General features: G+C 70.2%; 24 protein-coding genes. 18 read left to right on the forward strand and 6 right to left on the reverse strand.

Going from position 1 to position 25,092, the window contains the following annotated elements; genetic code table 11:
• The first annotated feature begins 152 nt into the window (after positions 1–152).
• The 6 genes from ACWD3H_RS38210 (at position 153) to plsX (ending at position 7,831) form a co-directional block, all read left to right on the forward strand.
• Positions 153–1,088, forward strand: a complete 936-nt coding sequence (locus ACWD3H_RS38210) for a carbohydrate ABC transporter permease (protein ID WP_451958461.1) — start codon at positions 153–155, stop codon at positions 1,086–1,088.
• Positions 1,085–1,882, forward strand: a complete 798-nt coding sequence (locus ACWD3H_RS38215) for a carbohydrate ABC transporter permease (protein ID WP_355564802.1) — start codon at positions 1,085–1,087, stop codon at positions 1,880–1,882. The genes ACWD3H_RS38210 and ACWD3H_RS38215 overlap by 4 nt, the downstream gene beginning before the upstream one ends.
• Positions 1,879–3,189: a M28 family peptidase gene (locus ACWD3H_RS38220; protein ID WP_355564799.1), complete on the forward strand. Its 1,311-nt coding sequence runs from the start codon at positions 1,879–1,881 to the stop codon at positions 3,187–3,189. Before ACWD3H_RS38215 ends, ACWD3H_RS38220 begins: the two co-directional genes overlap by 4 nt.
• Positions 3,186–4,631 (forward strand): carboxylesterase/lipase family protein, encoded by a 1,446-nt coding sequence (locus tag ACWD3H_RS38225; protein WP_451958462.1) that lies wholly within the window; start codon positions 3,186–3,188, stop codon positions 4,629–4,631. The genes ACWD3H_RS38220 and ACWD3H_RS38225 overlap by 4 nt, the downstream gene beginning before the upstream one ends.
• Positions 4,632–4,672: 41 nt before the next feature.
• The gene (locus tag ACWD3H_RS38230) at positions 4,673–6,271 is read left to right on the forward strand and encodes an AMP-binding protein (protein ID WP_451958463.1); all 1,599 of its coding nucleotides are present in this window, start codon (positions 4,673–4,675) and stop codon (positions 6,269–6,271) included.
• Between the two features lie 282 nt (positions 6,272–6,553).
• On the forward strand, positions 6,554–7,831 hold the full coding sequence (gene plsX, locus ACWD3H_RS38235) for a phosphate acyltransferase PlsX (RefSeq protein ID WP_451958464.1): 1,278 nt from the start codon (positions 6,554–6,556) through the stop codon (positions 7,829–7,831).
• Positions 7,832–7,980: 149 nt separating this feature from the next.
• Here the strand turns inward: plsX and ACWD3H_RS38240 are convergent, their stop codons facing one another.
• From ACWD3H_RS38240 to ACWD3H_RS38255, 4 genes are all read right to left on the reverse strand, one after another.
• Positions 7,981–9,201, reverse strand: a complete 1,221-nt coding sequence (locus ACWD3H_RS38240) for a glycosyltransferase family 2 protein (RefSeq protein WP_451958465.1) — start codon at positions 9,199–9,201, stop codon at positions 7,981–7,983.
• A gap of 31 nt (positions 9,202–9,232) precedes the next feature.
• Complete coding sequence (locus tag ACWD3H_RS38245) at positions 9,233–9,427, reverse strand: NAD(P)-binding protein (protein WP_451958466.1); 195 nt, start codon at positions 9,425–9,427, stop codon at positions 9,233–9,235.
• Between the two features lie 44 nt (positions 9,428–9,471).
• The gene (locus ACWD3H_RS38250; protein ID WP_451958467.1) at positions 9,472–10,287 is read right to left on the reverse strand and encodes a carotenoid biosynthesis protein; all 816 of its coding nucleotides are present in this window, start codon (positions 10,285–10,287) and stop codon (positions 9,472–9,474) included.
• Between the two features lie 274 nt (positions 10,288–10,561).
• Positions 10,562–10,906: a toxin-antitoxin system YwqK family antitoxin gene (locus ACWD3H_RS38255; protein WP_355562863.1), complete on the reverse strand. Its 345-nt coding sequence runs from the start codon at positions 10,904–10,906 to the stop codon at positions 10,562–10,564.
• A gap of 153 nt (positions 10,907–11,059) precedes the next feature.
• Here ACWD3H_RS38255 and ACWD3H_RS38260 point away from each other — a divergent pair, with 153 nt between their 5' ends.
• Positions 11,060–11,803 (forward strand): sulfite exporter TauE/SafE family protein, encoded by a 744-nt coding sequence (locus tag ACWD3H_RS38260; protein ID WP_451958468.1) that lies wholly within the window; start codon positions 11,060–11,062, stop codon positions 11,801–11,803.
• 120 nt (positions 11,804–11,923) lie between these two features.
• Here ACWD3H_RS38260 and ACWD3H_RS38265 read toward each other — a convergent pair whose 3' ends face one another.
• Positions 11,924–12,475 (reverse strand): hypothetical protein, encoded by a 552-nt coding sequence (locus ACWD3H_RS38265; protein ID WP_451958469.1) that lies wholly within the window; start codon positions 12,473–12,475, stop codon positions 11,924–11,926.
• Positions 12,476–12,830: 355 nt separating this feature from the next.
• Here ACWD3H_RS38265 and ACWD3H_RS38270 point away from each other — a divergent pair, with 355 nt between their 5' ends.
• Positions 12,831–13,658, forward strand: coding sequence for a helix-turn-helix domain-containing protein (locus ACWD3H_RS38270; RefSeq protein WP_451958470.1), 828 nt, complete (start codon positions 12,831–12,833; stop codon positions 13,656–13,658).
• A gap of 62 nt (positions 13,659–13,720) precedes the next feature.
• On the opposite strand, the gene ACWD3H_RS38275 is transcribed toward ACWD3H_RS38270, so the two are convergent.
• On the reverse strand, positions 13,721–13,975 hold the full coding sequence (locus ACWD3H_RS38275; protein ID WP_451958471.1) for an FGGY-family carbohydrate kinase: 255 nt from the start codon (positions 13,973–13,975) through the stop codon (positions 13,721–13,723).
• A 77-nt stretch (positions 13,976–14,052) separates the two neighbouring features.
• On the opposite strand from ACWD3H_RS38275, the gene ACWD3H_RS38280 reads away from it, so the two are divergent.
• The 10 genes from ACWD3H_RS38280 (at position 14,053) to ACWD3H_RS38325 (ending at position 24,953) form a co-directional block, all read left to right on the forward strand.
• Positions 14,053–14,355 (forward strand): ATP-binding cassette domain-containing protein, encoded by a 303-nt coding sequence (locus ACWD3H_RS38280; protein ID WP_451958472.1) that lies wholly within the window; start codon positions 14,053–14,055, stop codon positions 14,353–14,355.
• Positions 14,356–14,517: 162 nt separating this feature from the next.
• Positions 14,518–18,087, forward strand: coding sequence for a family 78 glycoside hydrolase catalytic domain (locus ACWD3H_RS38285; protein WP_451958473.1), 3,570 nt, complete (start codon positions 14,518–14,520; stop codon positions 18,085–18,087).
• Between the two features lie 586 nt (positions 18,088–18,673).
• Positions 18,674–19,558: a helix-turn-helix transcriptional regulator gene (locus ACWD3H_RS38290; protein WP_451958474.1), complete on the forward strand. Its 885-nt coding sequence runs from the start codon at positions 18,674–18,676 to the stop codon at positions 19,556–19,558.
• A 182-nt stretch (positions 19,559–19,740) separates the two neighbouring features.
• Positions 19,741–20,583 (forward strand): SDR family NAD(P)-dependent oxidoreductase, encoded by an 843-nt coding sequence (locus ACWD3H_RS38295; RefSeq protein WP_451958475.1) that lies wholly within the window; start codon positions 19,741–19,743, stop codon positions 20,581–20,583.
• 140 nt (positions 20,584–20,723) lie between these two features.
• Entirely contained in the window at positions 20,724–21,500 is a 777-nt protein-coding gene (locus ACWD3H_RS38300) for an SDR family oxidoreductase (protein WP_350925434.1), read from the forward strand.
• Positions 21,501–21,605: 105 nt separating this feature from the next.
• On the forward strand, positions 21,606–22,187 hold the full coding sequence (locus tag ACWD3H_RS38305) for a flavin reductase family protein (protein ID WP_451958476.1): 582 nt from the start codon (positions 21,606–21,608) through the stop codon (positions 22,185–22,187).
• Positions 22,188–22,290: 103 nt separating this feature from the next.
• Positions 22,291–23,679 carry an amidohydrolase family protein gene (locus tag ACWD3H_RS38310; protein WP_355562880.1) on the forward strand — a complete coding sequence of 463 codons (1,389 nt, stop codon included), beginning with the start codon at positions 22,291–22,293 and terminating at the stop codon, positions 23,677–23,679.
• Positions 23,676–23,822 carry a hypothetical protein gene (locus tag ACWD3H_RS38315; protein ID WP_451958477.1) on the forward strand — a complete coding sequence of 49 codons (147 nt, stop codon included), beginning with the start codon at positions 23,676–23,678 and terminating at the stop codon, positions 23,820–23,822. Before ACWD3H_RS38310 ends, ACWD3H_RS38315 begins: the two co-directional genes overlap by 4 nt.
• A gap of 28 nt (positions 23,823–23,850) precedes the next feature.
• Positions 23,851–24,540 (forward strand): Atu4866 domain-containing protein, encoded by a 690-nt coding sequence (locus ACWD3H_RS38320; RefSeq protein WP_451958478.1) that lies wholly within the window; start codon positions 23,851–23,853, stop codon positions 24,538–24,540.
• Positions 24,541–24,617: 77 nt separating this feature from the next.
• Positions 24,618–24,953 carry an Atu4866 domain-containing protein gene (locus tag ACWD3H_RS38325; RefSeq protein WP_451958479.1) on the forward strand — a complete coding sequence of 112 codons (336 nt, stop codon included), beginning with the start codon at positions 24,618–24,620 and terminating at the stop codon, positions 24,951–24,953.
• Positions 24,954–25,092: the final 139 nt, after the last annotated feature.

Here is a 25,092-nt window from a genome sequence, read left to right on the forward strand (position 1 = left end):
TCCGGCTGGTTGTCCGGGCCGGTCCTGCCGGGGCCGAGGTGACGTGGTGGGCACCCGATGACCCTGACCACGAAGACCGTTGAGGCACCCGTATCTGCGGCCTCGCCGGGGCTGGGGAGAGGCGGGCGCGGCAGGTCGCGCCGGGAGGCCCGATGACCCTGACCACGAAGAGCGTCGAGGCGCCCGTACCTGCGGCCTCGCCGGGGCTGGGGAGAGGCGGGCGCGGCAGGTCGCGTCGGGAGGCGGGGGCAGGGATCGTGCTGACGATCCCGGTGGCCGTCTTCTTCGTCGTCTTCTGGCTCGTGCCGTTCTGCGGTGCCGTGTACCTCAGCTTCACCGACTACGAGATGGCCGGCGCCCCGCGGTGGATCGGGCTGGACAACTACGCGCGGATGCTCCAGGATCCCGGGGTCTGGAACTCGGCGTGGATCACCGTCGTCTACACGGTCTTCACGGTCCTGCCGACCATCCTGCTGGCGCTGCTCGTCGCGGTGCCGCTCAGCGGGCCCGGCCGCCTCAACCGCGTGCTCCGCTCGCTGGTCATGGTGCCCGCGGTGATGCCGCTGGCCGCGACGTCGATGGTGTGGGTCATCATCTACTCCGACCGGGGTCTGGCGAACACGCTGCTCGGCGCCGTCGGCATCGAGCCGCAGTCGTGGCTGACCGACTCGGACCTGGCGATCTGGGCGCTGGTCGTCATGGTCGTCTGGAAGAGCCTGGGGCTGTTCGTCATCATCCTGACGGCCGGGTTGCAGGCGCTGCCCCGGGAGGTCTACGAGGCCGCGGCGATCGACGGTGCCGGGCCCGTCACCACGTTCCGCAGGATCACCGTCCCGCTGCTCCGCAGGACCCTGCTGTTCGTGCTGGTCATCTCCGTCGCCGGATCGATGCAGGCCTTCGTGCCCGCCTTCCTGCTCACCGGCGGCGGCCCGGCCGACGCCACCCAGGTGCTGCCCTACTACATCTGGGCCAACGCCTTCCCCTACGAGCACATGGGCTACGCCTCCGCGCTGGCCATGATGCTGCTGGTCGCGATGCTGGTCGTCTCGATCGTCCAGTTCGGCTTCCTGCGGGGTGGGGACGAATGAGGGTGCTCCGGACCGTCTGGCTGCTGAGCGCCGTGGGCGCGATGCTGCTGCCGATCTACGTGATGCTCGTGGTCGCCTCCGCTCCCGACGACACCGACCTCGGCGGGCTGGTCTTCAACGGTTTCCACCTGCCGCAGAACCTCGCCGAGCTGTTCGCGGGCGAGGGCTTCCCCGTCTACTTCCGCAACAGCGTGATCTACTGCGTCGGCAGCGGGGCGCTGGACGTGCTCTTCTCCTCGGCGGCCGGCTACGCCCTGGCCCAGCTGTCCTTCCCCGGCAGGCGCGTGCTGTTCGCGCTCGTGGTCGGCACGCTCGCGCTCGCCCCGATGGTCATGATCATTCCGGTGTTCCTGATCGTCAAGGAGCTGGGCTGGGTGAACACCTTCCAGGGGGTGATCGTCCCCGGCATGATCAGTGCCTTCGGCGTCTTCCTGGTCCGCCAGTTCGCCCTCGGCATCCCCAAAGAGCTGATCTTCGCGGCGCGCGTCGACGGGGCGGGGGAGCTGCGCATCTTCCTCCGGGTGGCGCTTCCGCTGTTGCGACCGGCGCTGGTGACGCTCTTCCTCATCCACTTCCTCGCCCAGTGGGACAACCTGCTCTGGCCGCTCATCGTCGCCAACGACCCCGCACTGTGGTCGCTGCCCGTGGGACTGGCCAACTTCCAGAGCGAGCACGGTTTCAACTACCACCTCATGACCGCCGCCGCCCTGGTCACCGCCGTGCCGCCGTTCCTGCTGCTGGCCGGGCTGCAGCGCTACTACGTGGCGGGGCTCACCTTCGGAGGGGTCAAATGACGGTCCCGGACACCGCCGAGATCATGGCGTGGATCGAGACGATCACGGCCAGGGGGATCCGGCGCCCCGGATACCCCGCCGACGCGTGGACGGAGAGGTGGGCGGCCGGGCTGCTGGCGGGCTTCGGGCTCGACGTGCGCCTCGCACCGGTCGAGGTGCCCACCTGGCACCCTGTCACCGCCACGCTCCGCGCCCACCTGGACGCCGACCCGTCCCGCGCCGTCGAGGTGGCGGCCTTCGCCCTGCCGTACACCACCCCGAAGGCGACGGTGACCGCGCCGCTCACCCGGTCGGCGGTCCCCGGTCGCATCGCGGTGCGCGAGCACACCTTCGCCGAGCTGCCCCAGGCCCTCGTACGGGAGATCGCCACCGCCGTGCACGACCCCGACGGCGACTTCGACGGCCTGGTGCAGACGCTGCCGTTCGCGCCCGGCTACCTGGAGGATCTCGACGGGGCGGTCACCTCGGGGGCGGCCGGGTACGTCGGGGCGCTGACCGGCCTCCCGTGGGAGACGCGCGACTACTACGTGCCCTACGACGCGGTGCACCGGTCCGTACCCGCGGTCTGGTTGTCGGCGGCCGACTCGCGGCGGGTGCTGGCGCTGATGGACGAGGGGCCCTGCGCCGGCACGCTGTCCGTGGAGTCGGAGACCTCGACCGCGATCTCGCACAACGTGATCGCAACCCTGCCCGGGCGGGGCGACGGCTGGGTGATCGTCGCCTCGCACCACGACGCCCCCTGGGCCTCCGCGGTGGAGGACGCCTCCGGTGTCGCGCTGGTGCTGGCCGCCGCCAGGCACTGGTCGCGGGTGCCGGAGGAGGACAGGCCGCACAACCTGCTCTTCCTGCTGACCGCCGGGCACATGGCTCACGCGGCGGGCACCCGGGCGTTCATCGAGGAGAACCGGGCCCTGCTGGACCGGGTCGTGCTCCAGGTCCACCTGGAGCACGCGGCCCGCGAGTGCCGCGCGGAGGGCGGGACGCTGGTGCCCACCGGTGCCCCCGAACCGCGCTGGTGGTTCACCACCCGGCGCCCCGAGCTGGAGCGGCTCGTCGAGCGGGCGCTGGTCGCCGAGGACCTGCGCAGGTCGTTCGTGCTGCCGCCCGACGTGTTCTCGCCGATGCCGCCGACCGACGGCGCGTTCTTCCACCCGGAGGGGGTGCCGCTGGTGCACTTCCTCACGGCCCCCATGTACCTGTTCGATTCCGCCGACACCCTCGACAAGGTCGACGAGGCGAGCCTGGTGCCGCTGACCCGCGCGGCGATCCGCATCGTCGAGGGCACCGAGGGATGGAGCCCCAGATGATCGTGCGAACCCCCTCCGGCCTCGTCAGGGGCCGCTTCGACGGGACGGTGGCCTCCTTCCTCGGCATTCCGTACGCCGCCCCGCCCTTCGGTGAGCACCGCTTCGGCGCGCCCGTCCCGCCGCCCGCCTGGGACGGGATCCGCCCGGCGCTCCTGCCGGGCGCGGCGGCGCCGCAGCGCGCCACCGACGACATCGGGCTGTACGCCCCCGAGATGTTCGCCTCCGGAGAGGACTGCCTCAACCTCGACGTCCACACCCCCGACCCCGGTGCCGCCGGCCTGCCGGTGCTGGTCTGGTTTCACGGCGGGGCCTTCGCCATCGGCGGCAACGGAGCCGCCTGGCACCGCGGACACCGCTTCGCCCGCGACGGCGTGGTGTGCGTCTCCGCCAACTACCGGCTGGGCTTCGAGGGGTTCCTCGCGCTGGACGGGGCGCCGCTCAACCGGGGCGTGCTCGACTGGCTCGCCGCGCTGGAGTGGGTGCGCTCCGCCGTCGCGGCGTTCGGCGGTGATCCGGGCAACGTGACGATCGCTGGGCAGTCCGCGGGCGGCGCGGCGTGCGTCACCCTCCTGACGATGCCCCGCGCGGCGGGCCTGTTCCGCCGGGCGATCGTGATGAGCGGGTCGGCGAGTCTGGCCGTATCGGAACAGCGGGCCCGCGGGTACGCCGGTGAGCTCGCCGCCCGTCTCGGCGTCCGGCCGGCCAGGGAGGACTTCCTGACCATCCCACCCGCCGCGCTGGTGGCCGAGCAGCCGCCGCCGCTGTCGGGCGGGGAGTCCGGCGCGTTGAGCGGGGCGGTGCCGATCCAGCCCGTCGTGGACGGCGACCTGGTGCCCTCCGTGCCACTGGACGCGCTGCGCGCGGGGGTGGGCGGACACATCCCGCTCCTGGTCGGCTGCACCTGTGACGAGGCCGGTGTCTTCGTGCGCGCGATGGCGCGGGGGATCGACGAGGCGACGGCCGCGGCCGTGCTGGCGCAGATGGGCCTGCCGCCCGGCTACCGGGACGCGCATCCCGGGTTGCCGCCCGAGGAACTCGTCGGCAGGGCGGCCGGCGACCACCTGTTCCGCAGGGAGACGATCTGGATCGAGGAGGCCCGCGCGGCCACCGCCTCCGCCCCGACCCACGCCTACGAGTTCCGCTGGGAGTCGCCGGTGCCCTCTCCCATCGGAGGCGGGAAGGTCGGCGCCGCGCACAACATCGACCTGCCCTTCGCCTTCGACGTGCTGGACGCGCCGGGCGTCGAGCGTACGGCGGGGCAGCGGCCCCCGAGGGCGCTCGCCGAGGCGATGCACGGAGCCTGGGTGCGGTTCGCCCGCGACGGCGACCCGGGATGGCCCGGCTACGACCGCGCCCGCAGGCAAGTAATGATCTTCGATACCGAGTCGGAAGTCGCCGACGACCCCCTGCGGCCGCAGCGGCACCTCTTGCGGGAGCCGTGAGCGGCGTGCACCTTGTTACTCAGCGACCGGAGGTTTTCCACATGCTGTCCTACTCGTGCGCCGTCTCGGGCGCCCCCCTCCTCGGTGAGACCATCGGCGAGAACTTCGAGCGGATCGTGGCCCGCTTCGGCGACCGGGAGGTCCTGGTCGATCTGCCGGGCGAGCGCCGCTGGACCTACGCCGAGCTGAACGCCGACGTCGACCGGCTGGCCCGGGCCCTGATCGCCTGGGGCATCGCCAAGGGGGACCGGGTCGGGATCTGGTCGCCCAACTGCGCCGAATGGGTGATCGTCCAGTACGCCACCGCGAAGGTCGGCGCGATTCTGGTCAACGTCAACCCCGCCTACCGCGGTCACGAACTCGACTACGTCGTCCGCCAGTCCGGAATGCGGCTGCTGATCAGCGCGGTGAGCCACAGGACGAGCGACTACCGCGCGATGGTCGCCGGGATCGGCTTCGCCGACGTCGCCTACATCGGCGAGGAGAGCTGGCACCGCCTGCTGGCCGGGGCCGCGGGCGTCGGCCCCGAGCGGCTGCGCGAGCGCATGGCCTCGCTGACCTTCGACGACCCGATCAACATCCAGTACACCTCGGGCACCACCGGCTTCCCCAAGGGTGCGACCCTGTCGCACCACAACATCCTCAACAACGGCTACTTCGTCGGCGAGCTGGTCGGCTACGACGAGACCGACAGGGTCTGCCTGCCGGTGCCCTTCTACCACTGCTTCGGGATGGTCATGGGCAACCTCGGGGCGACCTCCCACGGGGCCTGCGTCGTCATCCCCGCGCCGGGCTTCGACCCCGCCGCCACCCTGCGGGCCGTGGAGCGGGAACGCTGCACCTCCCTGTACGGGGTGCCGACCATGTTCATCGCCGAGCTCGGTGAGCTCGGCCGCACCGGGTACGACCTGTCGAGCCTGCGCACCGGGATCATGGCGGGCTCGCCCTGCCCGGTGGAGATCATGAAGCGGGTGGTCACCGAGATGAACATGCGTGAGGTGGCGATCTGCTACGGGATGACGGAGACCTCGCCGGTGTCCACGATGACGAGGGTCGACGACGACCTGGCCCGCCGTACCGAGACGGTCGGCCGGGCGATGCCGCACATCGAGGTCAAGATCGTGCACCCGGAGAGCGGCCTGATCGTCCCGCGCGGTGAGCCCGGCGAGCTGTGCACCCGCGGCTACTCGGTGATGCTCGGCTACTGGGACGAGCCCGCCAGGACCGCCGAGGCGATCGACGCCGCCCGCTGGATGCACACCGGCGACCTGGCCACCATGGACGACGACGGCTACGTCAACGTCGTCGGACGCATCAAGGACATGGTGATCAGGGGCGGTGAGAACGTCTACCCCCGCGAGCTGGAGGAGTTCCTGCACGGCCACCCGGACATCGACGACGTCCAGGTGATCGGTGTGCCCGACCCGAAGTACGGCGAGGAGCTGATGGCCTGGATCGTCATGCGGCCGGGGGCCGTCCCGCTGACGGCCGAGGCGGTCAGGGACTTCTGCGCCGGGCGGCTGGCCCACTACAAGATCCCCCGCTACGTCCACCTGGTCGGCGGGTTCCCCATGACGGTGACGGGCAAGATCCGCAAGATCGAGATGCGCGAGCAGGCGATGCGGCTGCTCGACCTCTGATCCCCGTCCTCGCTCCCGCCGAGCCGGACAGCGGCCGGCACTTCACCGGAGTCGCGGCGGGTGCGCCCCGTCGCTCACCACGCGTCGGCTCCCCGGCCCTTCAAGGGCCGGGGAGCCGACGCCGTCTTTACGCCTTCTTGCGCGATGAGTTGATTTATCCGCAGCCCGGTCCGGGGATGGGTCGTCCGACGCCATTGATCATGGGCCGTGCGCCTGCCACCGGCCAGACGCATCCGAACGCGTACGCGCGGACCCCGCGGACCTGGCGACGAGGAGGAGCGCGTGAGCCATGTCGTGGTGATCGGCGCGGGTCTCGGCGGCCTTGCCGCCGCGGCCCGGCTGGCCGCCGCGCGACTGGCCGTCACGCTGGAGGGTGGCACCACCGACGACCCGGTGCTCCCCGCGTTCGCGCAGACCATGCGCTCCTTCGGTATCGATCACGATGACGTGACGGCGTTCCTGCGCTCGATGCGGGCCGACCTGACCGTGGACCGCTACGAGTCGCCGAGGTGCCGTGAACCGGCCGGGTGGGACCGGCACGAGGTCGTCCGGTGCGAGGTCGTCCAATGCTGTCGTCGGGAGGGTGTGATGTCGGAGCCGGTGGCCGTCGACGCGATGGGCGGAGACCACGGACCGGGCGAGACGGTCGCCGGGGCGGTCACGGCCCGGCGTGAGCTCGGAATCCCCGTGGTGCTCGTGGGCCGATCCGGCGCCGTCCGCGCCGAGCTCGCCCGCCACGGCGCCGTCGGCGAGATCGGCGTGGTGCACGCCGAGGACGTCGTCCCGATGACCGAACGGGGCGCGGGAGCGGTCTCCTCCACCACGACCAGCCTGACGGTCGGCTGCGACCTCGTACGGCGGAAGGAGGCGTCGGCGTTCGTGTCGGCCGGCTCCACGGGCGCGGTCGTCTCGTGCGCCATCCACGGCATCGGGCGTGCCCCGGGCGTCCTGCGGCCCGCCCTGGCCATCGCGCTGCCCTCGGTCACCGGCGGCGCGACCGTGCTGGTCGACGCCGGGGCGACCTCCGACCCCACCCCGGAGATGATCGCCCAGTTCGCGCTGCTCGGCGCCTCCTACGCCCAGCTCGTGCTCGGTGTCGCCGACCCGTCGGTGGGCCTGTTGTCGATCGGCTCGGAACCCGGCAAGGGTAACCGGCTGACCCGCAGGGCCGGTGAGCTGCTCGCCGGGCTGCCGTTGCGCTTCTGCGGCAACGTGGAGGGACACGACGTGCTCGCGGGTACCGTCGACGTGATCGTCACCGACGGTTTCACCGGGAACGTGGTGCTCAAGAACGTCGAGGGTTCGGTGCGGGCCGCGCTGACGCTGGTGGCGCGTTCCGGTGCCGCCGGAGCCGAGGAGTTGCGGGCGGTGGCCCGCCGCTACGCCCCGGAGGCCTACGGCGGGGCGGCGCTGCTCGGCCTGATCGGCACCGTCGTCGTCGCGCACGGCTCCTCGCGGGCGGCGACGATCGCGCGCGCCTGCGCGGTGGCGCACGATCTCGCCGAGGGCGGGGTCGTCACCCGGCTCGCGGACCGGCTCACCGCGGAGGCCGCCCGTTGAGCGGCGCGGCGGAGCCTCGTCGCGGCGGGTCGGCGCCGTCCCAGGTGCCCTCGCTCGGGTAGGGGGAGAGGCGGGGATCGCGTTGCCGCGTGTCCCGCTGTTCTTCGCGCCGGTCACGCATGTGATCGGGACCGGCCTGCTCATGTGCCTCATCGGACTGCGGTTCGGTCAGGCGGCGCGGGCCTCCCGCCCGTCGTGACCCGGCCCGCTCGCCCGTCCGCCGTTGCCCGGCCCGGTCGTCCGCCCGTCGTGGCCCGGCCGAGGCGGATGCCCGTCGTGGCCGCCGGGTAGACGCGGCCCCGCCAGCCGCGTGCCGGGCGCAACGTGGCCTGCGTCAGCCGCAGCGCCGCCAGCGGGTCCAGCAGCGGGGAGAGCAGCACACCGGGACCCGGCCGCGTGTAGCTGCCGCGCAACGCGCCGGCCAGCAGCAGCCGTACGGCCAGCAGGCCCAGGTCGAGCCGGGTGGTCCTGCCGCTCGCCAGCCGCAGCACGGGCAGCGCGGTGGCCAGCCAGACCACGGCCAGGTCGGCGGCCTGCCAGCCGGGCCCTGTGACGTCGCGCAGTGACAGCGACCGCCCCCACTCCCGCCACACCCCGGCGGCCGAATCGTGCATGTCGACCTCCAGCAGGCCCCCGGCGTCCAGGAATCCCACCGCCCAGCCCCGGGCCGCCAGCGTCCTGGCCAGCGCCACGTCGTCGGCCAGGTGCCCGCGGACCCGCGCGAACCCGTCGACGTTCAGCATCGCCGTACGGCGGAAGGCCGTGCACTGGCCGTTGGCCACCGCACGGTGCGGGGCCGGGGGAGTGGGCGGACCGATCGGGCCGAAGCGGTAGACCAGTGTGGCCAGGAACGAGGCGTGCAGCGCCTGCTCGGCGGTCCCCTCGCACAGGTACCTGGGGCCCACGCTCACCAGGTCGTAGCCCTCCAGCGTCGCCGCGAGCGCGCCGATCAGTCCCGGCACGGGCCGGGCGTCCGCGTCCAGGGTCACCACGACGTCGCCCCCCGCCGCCTCGACCCCCTGCTTCAGGGCCCACTGCTTGCCCACCCAGCCCTCGGGAAGCGGCGCTCCGATGAGGACCTTCGCGCCGAGCCGGGCGGCCAGTTCCGCCGTGCCGTCGCGTGACTCGTCGTCGACGACGATGACCTCCGCGACGGCCGGATCGGCGAGCACCGCCGACAGGCAGGGGCCGAGGCGGGCCTCCTCGTCGCGGGCGGGGATCACCACCGAGACGCGCGGCGGCGTCGTCCTCGCCGAAGCCGGCACGTGGGCCGGCACGGGGTTCAGCGCGGGCAGGCGGTGCCGCCCCCGGGCCAGGCGCACCGCCACCGCCAGCGCGGCGGCGGCCTGCAGCGCGGTCAGCGCTCTCATCGCGACACCTCCACGGTCTCGGGCAGGTGGTTCACCGGACGGTTCCGGGTTCGCGGCCTCCGGTGGTGGTCACATGGGAGGAACCGGTGGGGAAGTTCTGCTCGACGAGCTTGCCGCCGAGGCGGGGGAGCCGCTCGTACGGGCGCACCCGGTGCCCCTCGCGGGCCGGCAGCAGGGCGCAGACCATGCCCCCGACACCACCCCCGATCACCGTCACCTCCGGCATCCGTGCCTCCGGGTGAGCAGGCTCATGGAAATCCGGTCCCCCGATCACCGTTGTCTCCGGTATCCGTGTCCCCAGGCGAGCAGGACGAACAGCCCCATGCACGTTCCTCCCGCGACGGCGACCAGCGGATCCGGCGGGTCGAAAACCGCCGCGAAACCGACGGTCTCCATGACCGCCATCGTCGTGTAGATCGACACCAGCCCGGGGCTCCACGCCGCGGGTTCGGCCACGAGGCGCTCGATCAGGACCATGACCAGCAGTGAGACGACGAGCCAACCGGCGAAGTTACCGAGCGGGACGCCACGGTAGTGGCCGGGGTCGTGCCAGACCCACAGGCCCAGCCGGGTCATCTGCGGGTCCAGGAACACGTCCCAGGCGGTGAGCGCCAGCGCCCCCAGCGCGACCCGCGCGGCCCGGCTGCCGGGTGCGATCGCGGCGGCCACCGCGTGGGCCGCCAGTCCCATGCCACCCCAGGCCAGCGCCACGATCACCGGTACCCCGCCGAGCACCGGCTGGAGAGCGCCGGTGTAGTGGTAGTCGCCGAACGGCACCCCCGTCCTGGTCCCGACCCACTCCGCGGCGTACCCGGTCGCGACCGCGGCGGTGAACGCCGCGACAGCTCCGGTGGGGGAGTAGGTCGCCGAGGCGAAGACCAGCGCGCTCGCCGCCAGCAGCGGGACGACCACACCGGTCAGTGCGATCGGCCGAGGCTGCAGTCCCGAGGCGACCTGCGCCACGACCATCGCGGCCAGCAGCACCGCGCCCAGCGCGACCATCGCCTTCGAGGCGCGTGTGGCCACGGGTTCTGCCGGTGGTGGCCACACCCGCAACGCACCGGGCTCCTCCCGTCTGCTGTTCACCTGGTGGCTGTGCCCGATGGACGGTCATTTGATCGGCTGGGCGAGGTCAGGTTCGCTTTGAAATCCCGATCTCCCGGAAGACGGTGGCGGGGCCCGCGGCTTCCAGAAGGGCCGGGGCTTGAACCTGCCGTGGCGAGAGGTCCTAACGTTGCGGGCGTGATCGGGAAAGACGGCGCCGGGCGCAGATGGAGCATCGGCGAGGTGGCACGGGCGAGCGGGATGACCGTGCGCGCGCTGCACCACTAGCCGACGGGCAGACGAGAGGACCATCTGGTCAGCGGTGGGTTGTCCGCTTCGTTTCCTTGCCCGCCTTGTCGTAGGTGACCCACTCGCCGGTCTTCTTGCCGACGTTGTACGTCCCCTCGTCCAGCAGGTTGCCGTTGTCGTGCCAGCGGCGCCACGGGCCGTGCTGCTTACCGTCCACGAAGGCGCCCTGCTGCAGGAGGCCGCCGCCCTCGCGGTGCCAGACCCACTCGCCGACGAGCTGTCCGGCCTGGTAAACACCCTCCGCCTTCAACCGGCCGTTCCGAAAGTAGAAAGTCCACGGTCCACTCCGCTGCCCGTCCGAGTAGTCGCCCTTACCCGACAGGGTCCCGTCCTTGAAATATTCCTCCGCCATGACGGCAGCATAGGAGCGGGCTAACTGAATGTGCTGGTTCGTTCCCGGGTATTCGACCGGAAAGGTCTGTTGGTAAATCCGGAATCCGACACCCCGTATCTCCGCCGTGGGTGGTGCCGTGCCAGACGGGGAGGTGTGGTTGGCTGTCCCCCCGTGAACGTCGTTGAAGTGCTGGGACTGTTCGGAGCCGGGGTGCTGGCCGGGGTGGTCGGCACGGTGGTGAGCCTGGCCTCGATCATCTCCTACCCGGTGTTGCTGGCGTTCGGCCTGCCGCCGGTGACCGCGAACGTGACGAACACGGTCGCGCTGACCTTCAACGGGGTGGGCGCGGCGTTCGGGTCGCGGCCGGAACTGGCCGGACAGGGCGCGAGGGTCCTGCGACTCGGCACGATGACCCTGCTCGGCGGGGCGGTGGGGGCCGGGTTGTTGCTGGCGACCCCCTCCGACACGTTCGAGGCGATCGCGCCCGGGCTGATCGCGTTCGCCTCGCTGCTGCTGCTCCGTCCGCCGAACACGATGGGAGGGTACGGCGGCGAGGACGGATGGAAGGCGCGCGCCGCCATGTTCGCCGTCGCGATCTACATCGGCTACTTCGGGGCCGCCGGTGGGGTCCTCATGTTCGCGGTGCTCTCGGCCGTGCTCGACCAGTCACCGGTCAAGATCAACGCTATCAAGAACGTCGCCTCCGCCCTGGCCAACGGGGTGGCGGCGATCGGCTTCGCCCTCTTCGGGCCGGTGCAGTGGTCGGCGGCGGTGCCCCTCGCACTGGGATTCCTGCTGGGCGGCCGGCTTGGCCCGTCGATCGCCCGACGCCTGCCCGGCCGCGCGCTCCGCCTCGGCACCGCCGCCTGCGGCCTGCTCGTCGCGCTCAAACTCGGCGTCGACGCCTACGCGTGAGCCGGTTTGCGGTGAAGTTTGTTTTACGAGCATTCGGGCCTCGCCCGCGAGGTGCCATGCTGGAAGCCGAAGCAGCCTGACCACCACATCGATGGCGTCCGTCAACGCGGAACAGCTCAGTCAGAACTCGCTGGCGTTCCTGCTAACGGTGTAGAAGTAGGGGCCGATCTGCCCACTGATGGCCCGGGTGAGTGCGGAGCTGTCCTCCAGCAAGCGCGCGGCATGGTCTAGGTCTCCGGCGAAGACCGGGTCGAAGCCTGCGTCTCCGATCAACCTTTCGGTCACCAGGCGGGCGCCGGGGTCGGCGGCGTACAGGTTGCTCGGCTTGACCCGCTGCCTGGCGATGTCGTCGTAGAGGATGGCGAAGTTGGTGGAGAACGACTTGGCGGTCGGGCCCCCGATGACGGACTTGATCTCGTGGGCCAGCGACGGGTACGAACTCGTCCGTGGGACGTAGATGTTGGTGGCGTCGATCGTCACCTGCCCGTTCAGCCCCTTTACCCGGGTCAGGGCGTCAGCGATGGCTTGCCCGGGGACCGCTACCACGATGACGTCGCCCTCCCTCGCCTCGCCGCCCTCCCGGCCGAGTGTGGTGACGTGATGGCCGGCACTCTGCCACAGACGGCCCAGCCCGCCCCCTATCCGTCCTCGTCCGATCACCGTGATATTCATCGTCTCTCCTGGTTCGTTGATGCCGTATCCGGAACGAGCATGGTCGTGCCACCCGGAGAGGTGGACGCTTGGTCACTCGGCGTTGTTGCCGAGCAGTTGAAACTTCCAGAGTTAGATGGCATGTCAGCAAGGACGGCCGGCGCAGGGTGTGGTGCTCCCGCCGCTGACAGATCCGAGTCTGTCCAGACCCCGAGGGCGGAGGAAGGTCGCGCGATTCCTAGGAACACCATTTGCCGCTCGGTCGGATGAGGCGGATACCAGCGAGTGTACGACGGTTTGCCCCGGCGTTAGCTGGGGGTAACGCACCCAGGCTAAGCAGCATCGCAGGGCCGGTTCCTCCCCTAACCTCAAGGTCATGGACAGTGAGGCGCCCAATCCTCTGGGAGAGTTCCTGCGCGCTCGCCGTGCGCGGCTGCGGCCGGAGGAGGTGGGGATGGCGATCCAGAGTCGTCGTCAGGTTCCCGGGCTGCGCCGCGAGGAGGTCGCACGGTTGGCCGGTCTCAGCGTCGGCCACTACATCCGCCTGGAACAGGGACGAGAGCGTCACCCCACCCAGCAGACCGTGAAGAGTTTGGCTCACGCGCTGCGGCTGGACGAAGCGGCTGTGGTGGAGTTGTACCGGCTGGCCCGACCCATTGAAGGGCGGCGGCGGCCGGATCGCGTCGAACGGGTCGGCACGCGGGTGCTACGGCTGCTCAACGACTGGACCAGCGCCCCCGCCTACGTCCTGGGCCGGTCCCAGGACGTGCTTGTACGCAATCCGCTGGCGGAGGCATTGCACAGCCGCTTCACCTTTGGCAACAACATGCTGCACATGATCTTCCTCGATCCCGCTGGGCGGGAGTTCTTCCACGAATGGGACCTCACCGCACGAGCCGCTGTACATGAACTGCGCCAATCGGCCCGCGAGGCCCCCGTGGAGCAGCGCGTGCGGGAATTGATCGGTGAGCTGTCGATCAGCAGCGCCGACTTCCGGCGGCTGTGGGCCGAGCGCGAGCCACGCGGGGCGATAGTGCAGGGCAGCAGGTTCTTCCACCCCGATGTGGGCGAACTGCATCTGAAATCCGAGATCTTCCCGATCACCAGCGCCCCGGGTCAGCGTCTGATCGCCCAACCGGCCGACCCGGGATCCAGTTCGGCGGAGGCTCTGGCCCTGCTGAGCACGCTGTCCGTCCAGCCCTGATCTCCCCCGGAGGTCGGCATCGCCGTTCGCCGGGTGCCCGCACGGGCTTACCGACGTCCACGTCAACGACTGCCCCGGCCCGTGGGCGATCCGGAAAGCGCGCCACCAAGGCGCGCATCTCGGCCAAGGTTGATGGCCGCGCCGGTCTGGACGAGAACGTTGCCAATGGCGGTAGCCTCCGCGGGCCCGGCGACGACCGGCAGGCCGCAGGCATCGGCGGTGAGCCGACACAGCCCTGCACTCGGTTCCTGGTGGCGGCGGTCACCTTGTCCGGCCTGTTCAGCACATTCGACACTGTGCCCGGCGAGCCCCCACATGCTGCGTGACCTCCTTGATGTTCACCACCGTTAGAGCTGGATTAAAACGTAACAACCAAGTTTCGACAAGTACACCGTTGACGTTTCGCTTGATCGGCCGTACGTTCCTCACCAATCGTAAAAACGATTTGATAAGTGAGGCGATGCGGATGGCGGTTTTGGCGTTGTCTGGCGTCAGCAAGTCTTTCGGCGCCGTCCAAGCCTTGCGCGAGGTGTCTTTGAAGCCGGCGGCGGGAGAGGTCCATGCCCTGGCCGGCGAGAACGGGGCGGGCAGGTCGACGCTGGTGAAGATCCTCTCGGGGGTGCACCGGCCGGACACCGGCCAGGTCCTGCTGAACGGATCCCCTGTCACCTTCGGCGGGCCCGCCGACGCGCAGTAAGCCGGCGTCGCGGTCATCCATTGATGTCCGGCCCCTGTTCGCTTCGCTGTGCACGGAGATGGGCGTGGACCCGGATCCGATGGCGGCCTACGACAGGTCCGAATACTTCGCGCAAACCTGCGCCGACCGAGTGGGCGGCGCGTCGCAAGCGGGATGGGGAGCATGAAGCTTGTTTTAACTGCGGCGTTGATCCTGACCAACGTGATCGTGCCGAATCACACCGACCTTCGCGTCACCGACCTGGAGACCGAGCACGCCCCGGCCCCCATCGCGGTCGCCGCGACCAACCCGCGGCTGGGCTGGCTGCTGCGCGCCGAGCGGAAGGGCCAGAAGCAGACGGCCTACGAGGTCGAGATCTCTGAAGGCGGACGCCGAGTCTGGAACTCGGGTGCCGTCAAGAGCGAGAGCCACTACGACATCCGCTACGCCGGGCCGCCGCTGCGTCCCGCCACCCGTTACACCTGGCGGGTCAAGGCCGCGGACATGAACGGAACCTGGTCGGCCTGGAGCGGGAAGTCCTGGTTCGAGACCGCCCCCGCCACCGTGCACGGGGCCTGGATCGGTGCGCCGGGGACTCCGGACGCCCCGCCCGATCTGACCGGCACCAAATGGATCTGGTACCCGGAGGGCGACCCTCTCAGAAGCGCCCCCGCAGGCACCCGATACTTCAGGAAATCCATTGACCTGACGGAGGTGCCATCGACCGCCAGGCTGATCCTCACCGTCGACGATGGCTTCACCGCCTGGGTCAACGGCGTCGAGGTCGGCGCCAGAGACGCCGATCCTCGACTGGAGAGCTGGCGACGGCCGATCGTGGTCGACGTGGCGGACAAGCTGCGCCAGGGCCGGAACGCGATCGCGGTCAAGGCGATCAACGGCGGCCAGAGCCCCGCTGGGGTGCTGGGCAGGTTGGAGGGCGTCGTCGACACGGACGCCTCCTGGCGCACCACTGACACCGAACCGTCTGCCGGCTGGGCGTCGGCGGCCTTCGACGACTCCTCCTGGGCGGCGGCCAGGGAACTCACCACCTGGGGCGGCGACCCGTGGGGCAGAGTCGTGCCCGAGCCCGCACGCGGCACCGGCACGCCGGATCTGACCGGCACCGGCTGGATCTGGTATCCGGAAGGCGACCCCGCCGCGCACGCGCCCGCCGCCACCCGATACTTCCGCCGCACGTTCGACGTTGCCGTGATCCCCGAGGTGGCCCGCCTGGTGATGACTGCGGACGACGGCTTCACCGCCTGGATCAACGGCGTCGAAGTCGGCGCCACGAACCCCGACCCCACGCAGGACAGCTGGCGACGGCCGATCGTCGTCGACGTGGCGGACAAGCTGCGCCAGGGCCCGAACGTGATCGCGGTCAAGGCGATCAACGGCAGGCCCGGGCCCGCGGGCCTGCTGGGCAGGCTGGAGGGCGTCGTCGACACGGACGCCTCGTGGCGCACCACTGACACCGAACCGTCTGCCGGCTGGACGTCGGCGGCCTTCGACGACTCCTTGTGGGGGGCGGCCAAGCACCTGGCCACCTGGGGCGACGGCCCCTGGGGCAAGGTCGTCCCCGAACGGGAAACCCTGCCGGAGCCGCTGCTCCGCCGTGCCTTCCGGGTCGGCAAAACCATCGCCCAGGCCAGGCTGCACGCGGCTGCCGGCGGCTATGTGGAGCTGAGCCTCAACGGCCGCCGCGTCGGCGACCAGGTGCTGCAGCCTGGCTTCACCCGCTACGACACGCGCCTGCAGTACGTCACCTACGACGTCACGAAACTGCTGCGTGCGGGCGGCAACGTGATCGGCGCCCGGCTCGGCCGCGGCTTCTACGGCATGACCCAGAGAAACGTCTGGGACTGGGACAGCACGGCCTGGAACGGCGAACCCCGGCTGAAGGCCGACCTCGTGGTCACCTACACCGATGGCAGCACCGAGTCGATCGCCACCGACGGCCAGTGGCGCTACGCGCAGGGCCCGGTCCGCTTCGACTCGCTCTACGGCGGAGAGACCTACGATGCTCGCGAGGAACAGCGCGGCTGGGACACCCCGTCGTTCGATGCCTCGACATGGGCGGCGGCGAAGGTGGTACCGGCCCCCAAGGGAGAACTCGTGCCGCAGGAGCAGGAGCCGATCAGGGTCACGGACACGTTGCGGCCGGAGTCCGTCACCGAGCCCAAGCCGGGGACGTACGTTTTCAAACTGCCGCGCAACATCGCGGGATGGGCGCGGATCCGTACGCACGGCCCGAAGGGGACCACGATCAGGCTGAAGTACGGCGAGCGGCTCAACGCGGACGGCACCGTGCTGGCTGCCAGTGGGCATGTCACCGGCCGGTTCCAGATCGACGAGTATGTCCTCGCCGGCAAGGACCGGGCCGAGACCTGGGAACCCCGCTACACCTACCACGGATTCCAGTACGTCGAGGTGACCGGCTGGCCAGGAGACGCGCCGACCGCCGGCGACCTGGACGGCCGCGAGGTGCACTCCGACCTGCGGTCGGTGGGCACGTTCCGCAGCTCCAACCCGTTGTTCAACCAGATCAACGCCATGACCAGGCAGACCGTGCTCAACAACTGGCACGGCATCCCCACCGATACCCCTATGTATGAGAAGAACGGGTGGACGGGTGATGCCCAGCTCATGGCGGCGATGGAGGCATCGGAGTTCGACCTGCGCCGCCAGTTCACCAAGTGGATGACCGACCACCGCGACAGCCTGGGGCCTGACGGGCTTGTCCCGGCGATCGTCCCCGACAACGGCTGGGGGCTTGGCTCAGGCTGGCCATCGCCGCCGTGGCAGGCATCCTTCACGGTGATCCCGTGGCTGATGTACCAGCGCTACGGTGACCGTGACCTGCTCGCCGAGAACTACCCGGAGATGCGGAGGTACCTGGACGGCTGGCTCAAGCGTTCCACCACAGGCCTGTACCCCAGCACGCTCAACGACTACCTGGCTCCCGGCTATGGCGGCAACAGCCCGGAGGACATGAGGCTGGCGGGGACCGCGTACACCTACTCCAATACGCTGATCGTCGCCGACGCGGCGGAGGTCCTCGGGGAGCGCGCCGACGCGGCACGCTACCGAGAAGCGGCGGCGAAGATGAAGGACGCCTTCAACCGGGAGTTCCTGCGCGGCGACGCGTACGTCACGAACAGCGACCCCGACTATCGGCAGACGTCGGCTCTTATCGGCCTGGCGCTCGGGCTGGCGCCGGCCGGCCAGGAGAAGGCGATCACTGACCGGCTCGTCAGGGACATCGAAGCGCGCGGCGACCACCTCAATACCGGCGCCCTCGGCACGAAGTACCTGCTGACCGAGCTGACCAAGCGAGGTCACGGCGAGCTGGCCTACAGAGTGGCCAACCAGCGGACGTATCCGAGCTGGGGCTACTGGGCCGACAACGGCGCGACCACCCTCTGGGAGCGGTGGGACCTCGACGCCCGCTCGCGCGACCACGTGTTTCTCGGCGGCGCCATCGGGGAGTGGTTCTTCCAGGACCTGGCCGGGCTCCACGTGACACGCGACCGGATCAGGGTCGCGCCGCGGTTCTTGGGCGATCTGAAATACGTCGAGGCCTCGACTCAGACGGTGGACGGTCGAGTGTCCGTGAGATGGAAGCGCGACAGCGGCAGGTTCACGCTCCACGTCACGGTGCCGGTCGGGGCGCTCGCGACCGTCGAGCTGCCCTCCGGTATCCGGCACGAGATCGGCTCCGGAAGCCACACCTTCAATGGAGAGACCTCATGACCGAGCATGTGACCGGCTCGCCCGGCCATGCGTCCGGTGAAGCAGAGTTGCCCGAACAGGCTGAAACGGACAGGCGGTGCGGCTCTACAGCCAGGGCGTCATCGGCCCGTACAGAGAGCGGAGGTAGAACATGCACAGGCCGGTCGCTAGCCATATCGGCGGGCCTCCTGTTGAGCGTGAGCCTGCTCGCCGCCGCGAGCCCGGCTCAGGCCTCTCCCGGGGCGGATGCCGCGGCTCCGCCCGCGGTGGCCGGGTTGAACTACTCGCCGACGTCACGGACGGTGAGTCCCACAGCCATACACAAGACATCGGGTGCAGTGTCGAACCCGGGAAACGTGCTGTCCGGTCAGCCGACTCGGATCTCCGGCGCCAACTCCTTCTTCGCCGAACGCCACGTCCAAGGCAAGATCACGATTACCTTTTAAGTGGCAACTGCTCGCACCGCGGCGTCCACGTCGTCGATGGCGGTCAGATCGCCCTTTGACGGAGAGGAACCCATGTACAGGCCTGCAGCACGACACCGCAACCGGGTAAGAGACGGGCACCTCGGCGCGGCCGCGACATGCGGCTGCCAGGTCGTGGCCAGATGAGCGCCGGCACGCCCTTGGGCGACTTCCTGCGCGCCCGTCGCGAGGCGCTCAAACCTGAGGATGTGGGGCTGCCCGAGTACGGGCGCCGGCGGGTCAAGGGGTTACGGCGTGAAGAGGTGGCGATGCTGGCCGGGATGAGTAGCGACTACTACGTGCGGCTGGAGCAGGGACGCGAGTCCAGCCCGTCTCCGCAGGTGGTCGAGGCGGTGGCCCGCGCACTGCTGCTCGACCCGGCGGCCACCGAGCATCTGTGGCGGCTGGTCCAGCCACCGGCGGCCCGTGCCTGGAGCCGGGCCCAGGGCACATCCGTCAGCCCGCAGTTGCTACAGCTCATGGACAGCTGGTCCACCTCTCCGGCGTTCGCGCTGGGCCCGGCTCTGGACATCTTGGCGTGCAACACCCTGGCCGCCGCGTTGCACGAAGGTTTCGCCCCTGCTGACAACCTGGCTCGCATGGTATTCCTCGACCCCGCGGGGCGTGACTTCTACCAGGAGTGGGAGCGGGCGGCGCACTCCTGCGTGGCTGAGCTGCGCGCCGCCTACAGCCACGATCCAGAGTCCGTGCGGCTCAGCGAGGTGGTGGAGGAACTGTCGGCCGGAAGCCCGGAGTTCGCCAGGTTGTGGGGCCGCCACGACGTGAAGCCCAAGACGCAGGAGGGCAAGCACCTGCGCCACCCACATGTTGGCGACCTGCACATCCTGTTCTCCGCGTTCACCGTCAACGGTGCCCCTCACCAGCAGCTCGTCGTCTACCAGGCCGAGCCCGCCTCCATGACCGCCGCCGCGTTCGGGCGGCTACGGACGCGGGCCGACCAAGCGATGGCCCGCACGCTGGAGGCCGCCGACGACGCGCTCGCGGCCGGGGACAAGCGGCCAGGCTAGGCGGCAATTGGCAGGACACTGTGAGGCCGGGGCCACGCTCCGGCCTCTTCGACGTTCATGGGCCCGGTCCGCCCCGGTTCCTAGGTAAGCCACTCCCAGGAAATCCGTGACCTTCTTCCACCTCGCTGACCTCGGCAAACTCATCCGTGTCAGCCAAAGGGAACGGAACGAAGGACACCGTCATGACCACCTGGTTCATCACAGGAGCATCCCGCGGCCTGGGCGCCGAGATCGCCCGCACCGCCGTCGACAAGGGCGACAACGTCGTGATCGCGGTGCGCAACCCGGACCGCGTGCCGGAGGACCTCGACAAGGCGGGCAACGTGCTCACCGTCGCCCTTGACGTCACCGACGGCGCGGCCATCCCCGCCGCCGTCCAGGCCACCGCCGACCGGTTCGGCGCCATCGACGTGCTGGTCAACAACGCCGGCCGCGGCCTGCTCGGCGCCCTGGAGGAGATCACCGACGTCGAGGCCCGCTCTCTGTTCGACCTGAACGTCTTCGGCCTCATCGACATGACCCGCGCCGTGCTGCCCGTCATGCGTCGTCAAGGATCCGGCAAGCTCGTGCACATCGGCTCTCGATCCGGTTTCGAGGGCGAGCCCGGGGTGAGCATGTACAACGCCTCGAAGTTCGCCGTGGCCGGGATCAGCGAGGCACTGTCGAAGGAACTGGCGCCGTTCGGCATCCAGTCCATGGTGGTCGAGCCGGGCGTGCTGCGCACCGACTTCCTGGACGCCAGTTCGCTGTCAACGGCCGCGAACAGGATCGCCGCCTACAACGGCACCCCTGCCCATGTGACGCTCGAGTGGGCCGCGACGGCCAGCCACACGCAGCTCGGCGACCCGGTCAAGGGCGCGGCCCTGATCTACGAGGTGACCACGCAGGGCACGCTGCCCACCCACCTGTACCTCGGGCCCGACACCATCGACCGGCTTCAGGTCAAGCTCGATCAGATCCACGACGACCTGAACGCCTGGCGGGCCAAGTCCGCCGCCACCGCTCACGACGACGTCGCCGCCTGACCTTCCGGCCGATCGCACGGCCCCGTCTCGGCGCCGATCTGCCCGCAACGCACCGTGCCGCCTCACCGGCCCTCGATAGCCGGGCCCTGCTCCACAGCACCACTGGAAGCTTCACAACATCCCCGAAAGAGGTACATGTCATGTCTGCTCTGCTCACTGGCACGCCGCTGGCCGGCCGTGTGGCCGTCGTGTCCGGCGCCTCCAGCGGCATCGGCGCCGCCACCGCGACCCGCCTGGCCGAGCTCGGGGCGAAGGTCGCCGTGCTCGCCCGGCGCAAGGACAAGCTCGATGCGCTCGTCGAGAGCATCCATGCCGCCGGAGGCACCGCCATGGCGGTGCCCGTCGACGTCACCGACCGCGACGCCGTCCACGCTGCGGCCCACCAGATCGCCGAGCGGTTCGGCCAGGCGGACCTGGTCTTCAACAATGCCGGCGTTCAGCTCGTCTCCCCGATCACCGACCTGCGCCAGGACGACTGGCAGCGCCAGATCGACCTCAACATCACCGGCGTCATGAACGTCATCGGCGCCTTCGTGCCGCACCTGACCGCTGCCGCCGAAGCGGGCAAGCCGGCCGACCTCATCACCACATCCTCGATCGCCGCGACCCGGATCCTGGAGAAGTTCTCTGTCTACTCCGGCACCAAGGCCTACATCAGCCACCTCACCCGGCTGCTGCGCGTCGAGCTCGGCCGTAAGAACATCCGCGTGGCCACCATCGAACCCGGCATGGTCGACACCGAGCTGCCCGATCACGTCACCGACCCGGACGCGAGCAAGCTCATGGCCGATCTCATCGACCAGATCGACGTTCTGCAGTCCGACGACATCGCCGAGACCGTGGCGTTCATGGCCGCCGTGCCCCGCCATGTCAACCTCACCGAGATCACCATCCTGCCCACCGCTCAGGCCATCTAGCCAACCGGCACACCACGGCAGGGTGAACGGCCGACGGCGGCCGGCCGTTCACCCCGCCGACACCACGACACCCGCCATCACGCCGCGCGACGAAAGGCTCCGACCATGACCACCATCGACGCCGGCCACCCCGACTTCGTGGAGTATCCGCTGGAGCACGTACACCGGCTGATCGAACCCGGACCGGTCATCATGGTGTCCACCTTCGACGGCCGGCGCGCCAACCTGATGACCAACGGTTTCAACATGCCGGTTGCCCACGGCGCCCTCATCGGGCTCATTCTGGGCCCCTGGGACCACAGCTACGACGCGCTGCGCACCACCGGCGAGTGCGTCATCGCGATCCCTTCCATCGACCTGGCCGAACGCGTGGTCGACGTCGGCAACGTCTCCGGCCGCGACGTCGACAAATGGCAGCGGTTCGGCTTCACCCCGGCACCCGGCGCCGTGGTACGGGCACCTCTCGTCACCGAGTGCTTCGCCAACATCGAATGCACCGTCGCCGACGACCGGCTCGTCGACGACCACAACCTGTGGATCCTCAAGGGCGAGCGCGCCTGGATCGATCCCGTCAGGCGCGGAACGGGCGAGTTCCACCACCGCGGCAACGGCACCTTCGCCGGCAACGCCACCACCTTGGACCTGCGGCATCGCATGACCAAGTGGCGGTACCTGACTCACGACTGACACCGACCGGATGCGCCGGCCGTCCCGGCCTCGTCACCCTCTTCTCGGCTCACGCCCTCTCGGCACGAGCCGTCACCCTCCACGCTCTCGAAGGAAGCCCACCATGACCACGATCTTGGACGAACTGCGCCGCCGCGCCGCCGACCCCGGGCGTCGCATCCTGCTCACCGGAGCCGCCGTCGTCACCATGGACCCCGGCCTCGGCGTCATGCCTCGCGCCGACCTGCTCATCGAAGGCGACCGGATCGCCGCCGTCGGCCCGGACCTCCAGGCCGAGGACGCCTTGATCATCGACGTCACCGGCGCCATCCTGGCCCCCGGCTTCGTCGACACCCACCGGCACGCCTGGGAAGCCCAACTGCGCCGGATCATGCCCGACGTCAACGACCTCGGCGAGTACGTCACCTCCACCCTGGCCGGGATCGCTCCGGCGTACCAGCCACAGGACATGTACATCGGAACGAAGCTGGCCGCGCTGACCGCCATCGACAGCGGCATCACCACCATGCTGGACTTCTCCCACAACTCCCGCACCGCCGCCCACTCCGACGCCGCCATCCGGGCGCTGATCGACAGCGGCATCCGGGGCGTGCACGCCTCGATGCGCCCGCACTTCGGCGACTGGGACGGCCAATGGCCCGCCGACCTGACCCGGCTCCAGGACACCTACTTCGCCTCCAGCAGCGGGCTCCTCACCCTGCGCCTGGCCACACTCGCCACCGGCGAGATCGCCGGCCCCGACCTCGCCTACGGTGAACGCCTCGCCCGCACCGCCCGTGACCTCGGTATCGGCGTCAGCGTCGACGCCGTCTTCGGCCTGCCCTCCTCCGAGGCCATCCTCGGCTGGGCCAAGCAAGGACTGCTCGGACCGGACGTCGCCCTCATCCACTGCACGGGCCTGACTCCGCAGGCATGGCAGGCGATGGCCGACACCGGCGCCGCGGTCTCCCTCGCTCCGACCTCGGATGCCCAGATCGGCTTGGAGAGTGCCGTCCCAGCCGTCGACGAGGCGCTCGCCGTCGGCATCCGGCCGAGCCTGAGCATCGACGTCGAAGTCGCGCTGGCCAGCGACATGTTCACGCAGATGCGCGCTCTGCACGCCATCCAGCGCATGCGTGCCGTCAACGCCGCCTACGGCACCGGCGAGCCGCCCACCCGGATCGGCGTGCACGACGTGCTCGACTTCGCCACCCTGCAGGGCGCCAGGAGCATCGGCCTCGGCGATGTCACCGGCTCTCTCACCCCAGGCAAGCAGGCGGACGTGCTCGTCGTCCGTGCCGAGGACCTCAACAACATGCCCCTCAACGACCCGATCGGCACCCTCGTGCTCGGCTCCGACCCGCGCAACATCGACGCGGTCCTCATCGCCGGCCAGGTCCGCAAGTGGGCCGGTACCGTCCTCGACCTCGACCTGGCCGGACTGCGCGAGGACGTGCGCGCCTCGCGCGACCGGGTCCTGGCCGCCGCCGGGTACCGGCACACCCGATCATGACCGGCGCAGGCCCGCCACCCGGGACCGGCCTGACCTGCGGCGCCTACCCGAACGACGGCGAGCCGGCCCGGCCGAGCCGTCAGGCCCGCGACCACACCGCCCAGGACGCCCTGCACGGGGCCACCACCCACCCATACAACTGACATCCTTCTCACCCGGAAAGAGCTCGACATGCACACCAGCGAACTCCTCGACACGATCACCAAGAACAGCACCCGTCCGCTGCTGCTGGCCGGAGGCACCGTCATCAGCATGAACGCGATGCTGGGCGACTGGGAGAAGGCCGACGTCCTCATCGGCGGCGACACCATCGTCGGCGTCGGCCCTGGTCTCCTGACCGCCGCAGACGACGACGGCATGATCGTCATCGACTGCACGGGCCGCCTCGTCCTGCCCGCCCGCGCCGATTTCACCGCCACCGGCGCGACCGGGACCCTCACACCCGGCGAGCGCGCCGACATCGCGGTGATCCGCATCGCCGATCCCAACGGCACCCCGGACGGTCCGGTCATCGCCCGTGCCCGCCACCTGGACATCCTGCTCGACGGCGGCCAGGTCACCCACTACGACGGCCGTCCCACCGGCCCCGCCCGAACCACGGAAGAGGCGGAGCCATCCGCGGTCGCCGCCGACCACCCGTACGTCGGCCTCTGGGTGGACCAGGCCGACTTCCTCCGGCAGAACCTACTGCCCGACGGCCGCTACGACGAGGCCCGCGGCGATCGCACCAGTGCCTACACCGGCCGCTACTGGATCAACGGTACCCGCATCGACTACCTCGATGACCTCGGCTTCTGGGCCTACGGCGAGTTCCAGGACGGCGACCTGCAGCACGCCGGCTACCGCCTCACCCGCCGCTGACCCCTCAAGCCACGTACGGGCCGGTCGACAGCCGCGTCGGCCGGCCCCTTCCCCCCCGCTCCAAAGGATTCCAGCCCATGTTCAAAAGCCCCCTTCAGCTCCTCGGACTGTTCGCCATGTTGCTCGCGTGCGCCGCTCCCAGCGGAGACCGGTCGACACCTGCCACCCACCCGTACATCGGCATGTGGGTCACCGCCGACGGCCGTATTCGCCAGGAACTCCTGCCCGACGGCCGCTACGAAGAGGAACGCGACGGCCGCAAGCGCGCCTACACCGGCCGTTACACCGTGACCGGCACCCACATCGACTACCTCGACGACCTGGGCTTCACCGCCACCGGTGATGTTCGTAACGGCGTGCTTTACCACGAGCACCTGGTGCTCTACCGCGAGAGGTCAGCTTCTCAGCCCTGAAGGATTGAGCTCGCAGCTCCTCGCCGTCGGTGGCTTCGACGGTTTGGTCCGCGTCAGGCAGCGTGACTCACTGCCCAGCTTGTGACACCGCGTGAGGCGATGTTACGAGCCGCGTTGACGTCGGCGTGCTCAGCGAAGC

The organism is Streptosporangium sp. NPDC002607 (genome assembly GCF_053592655.1).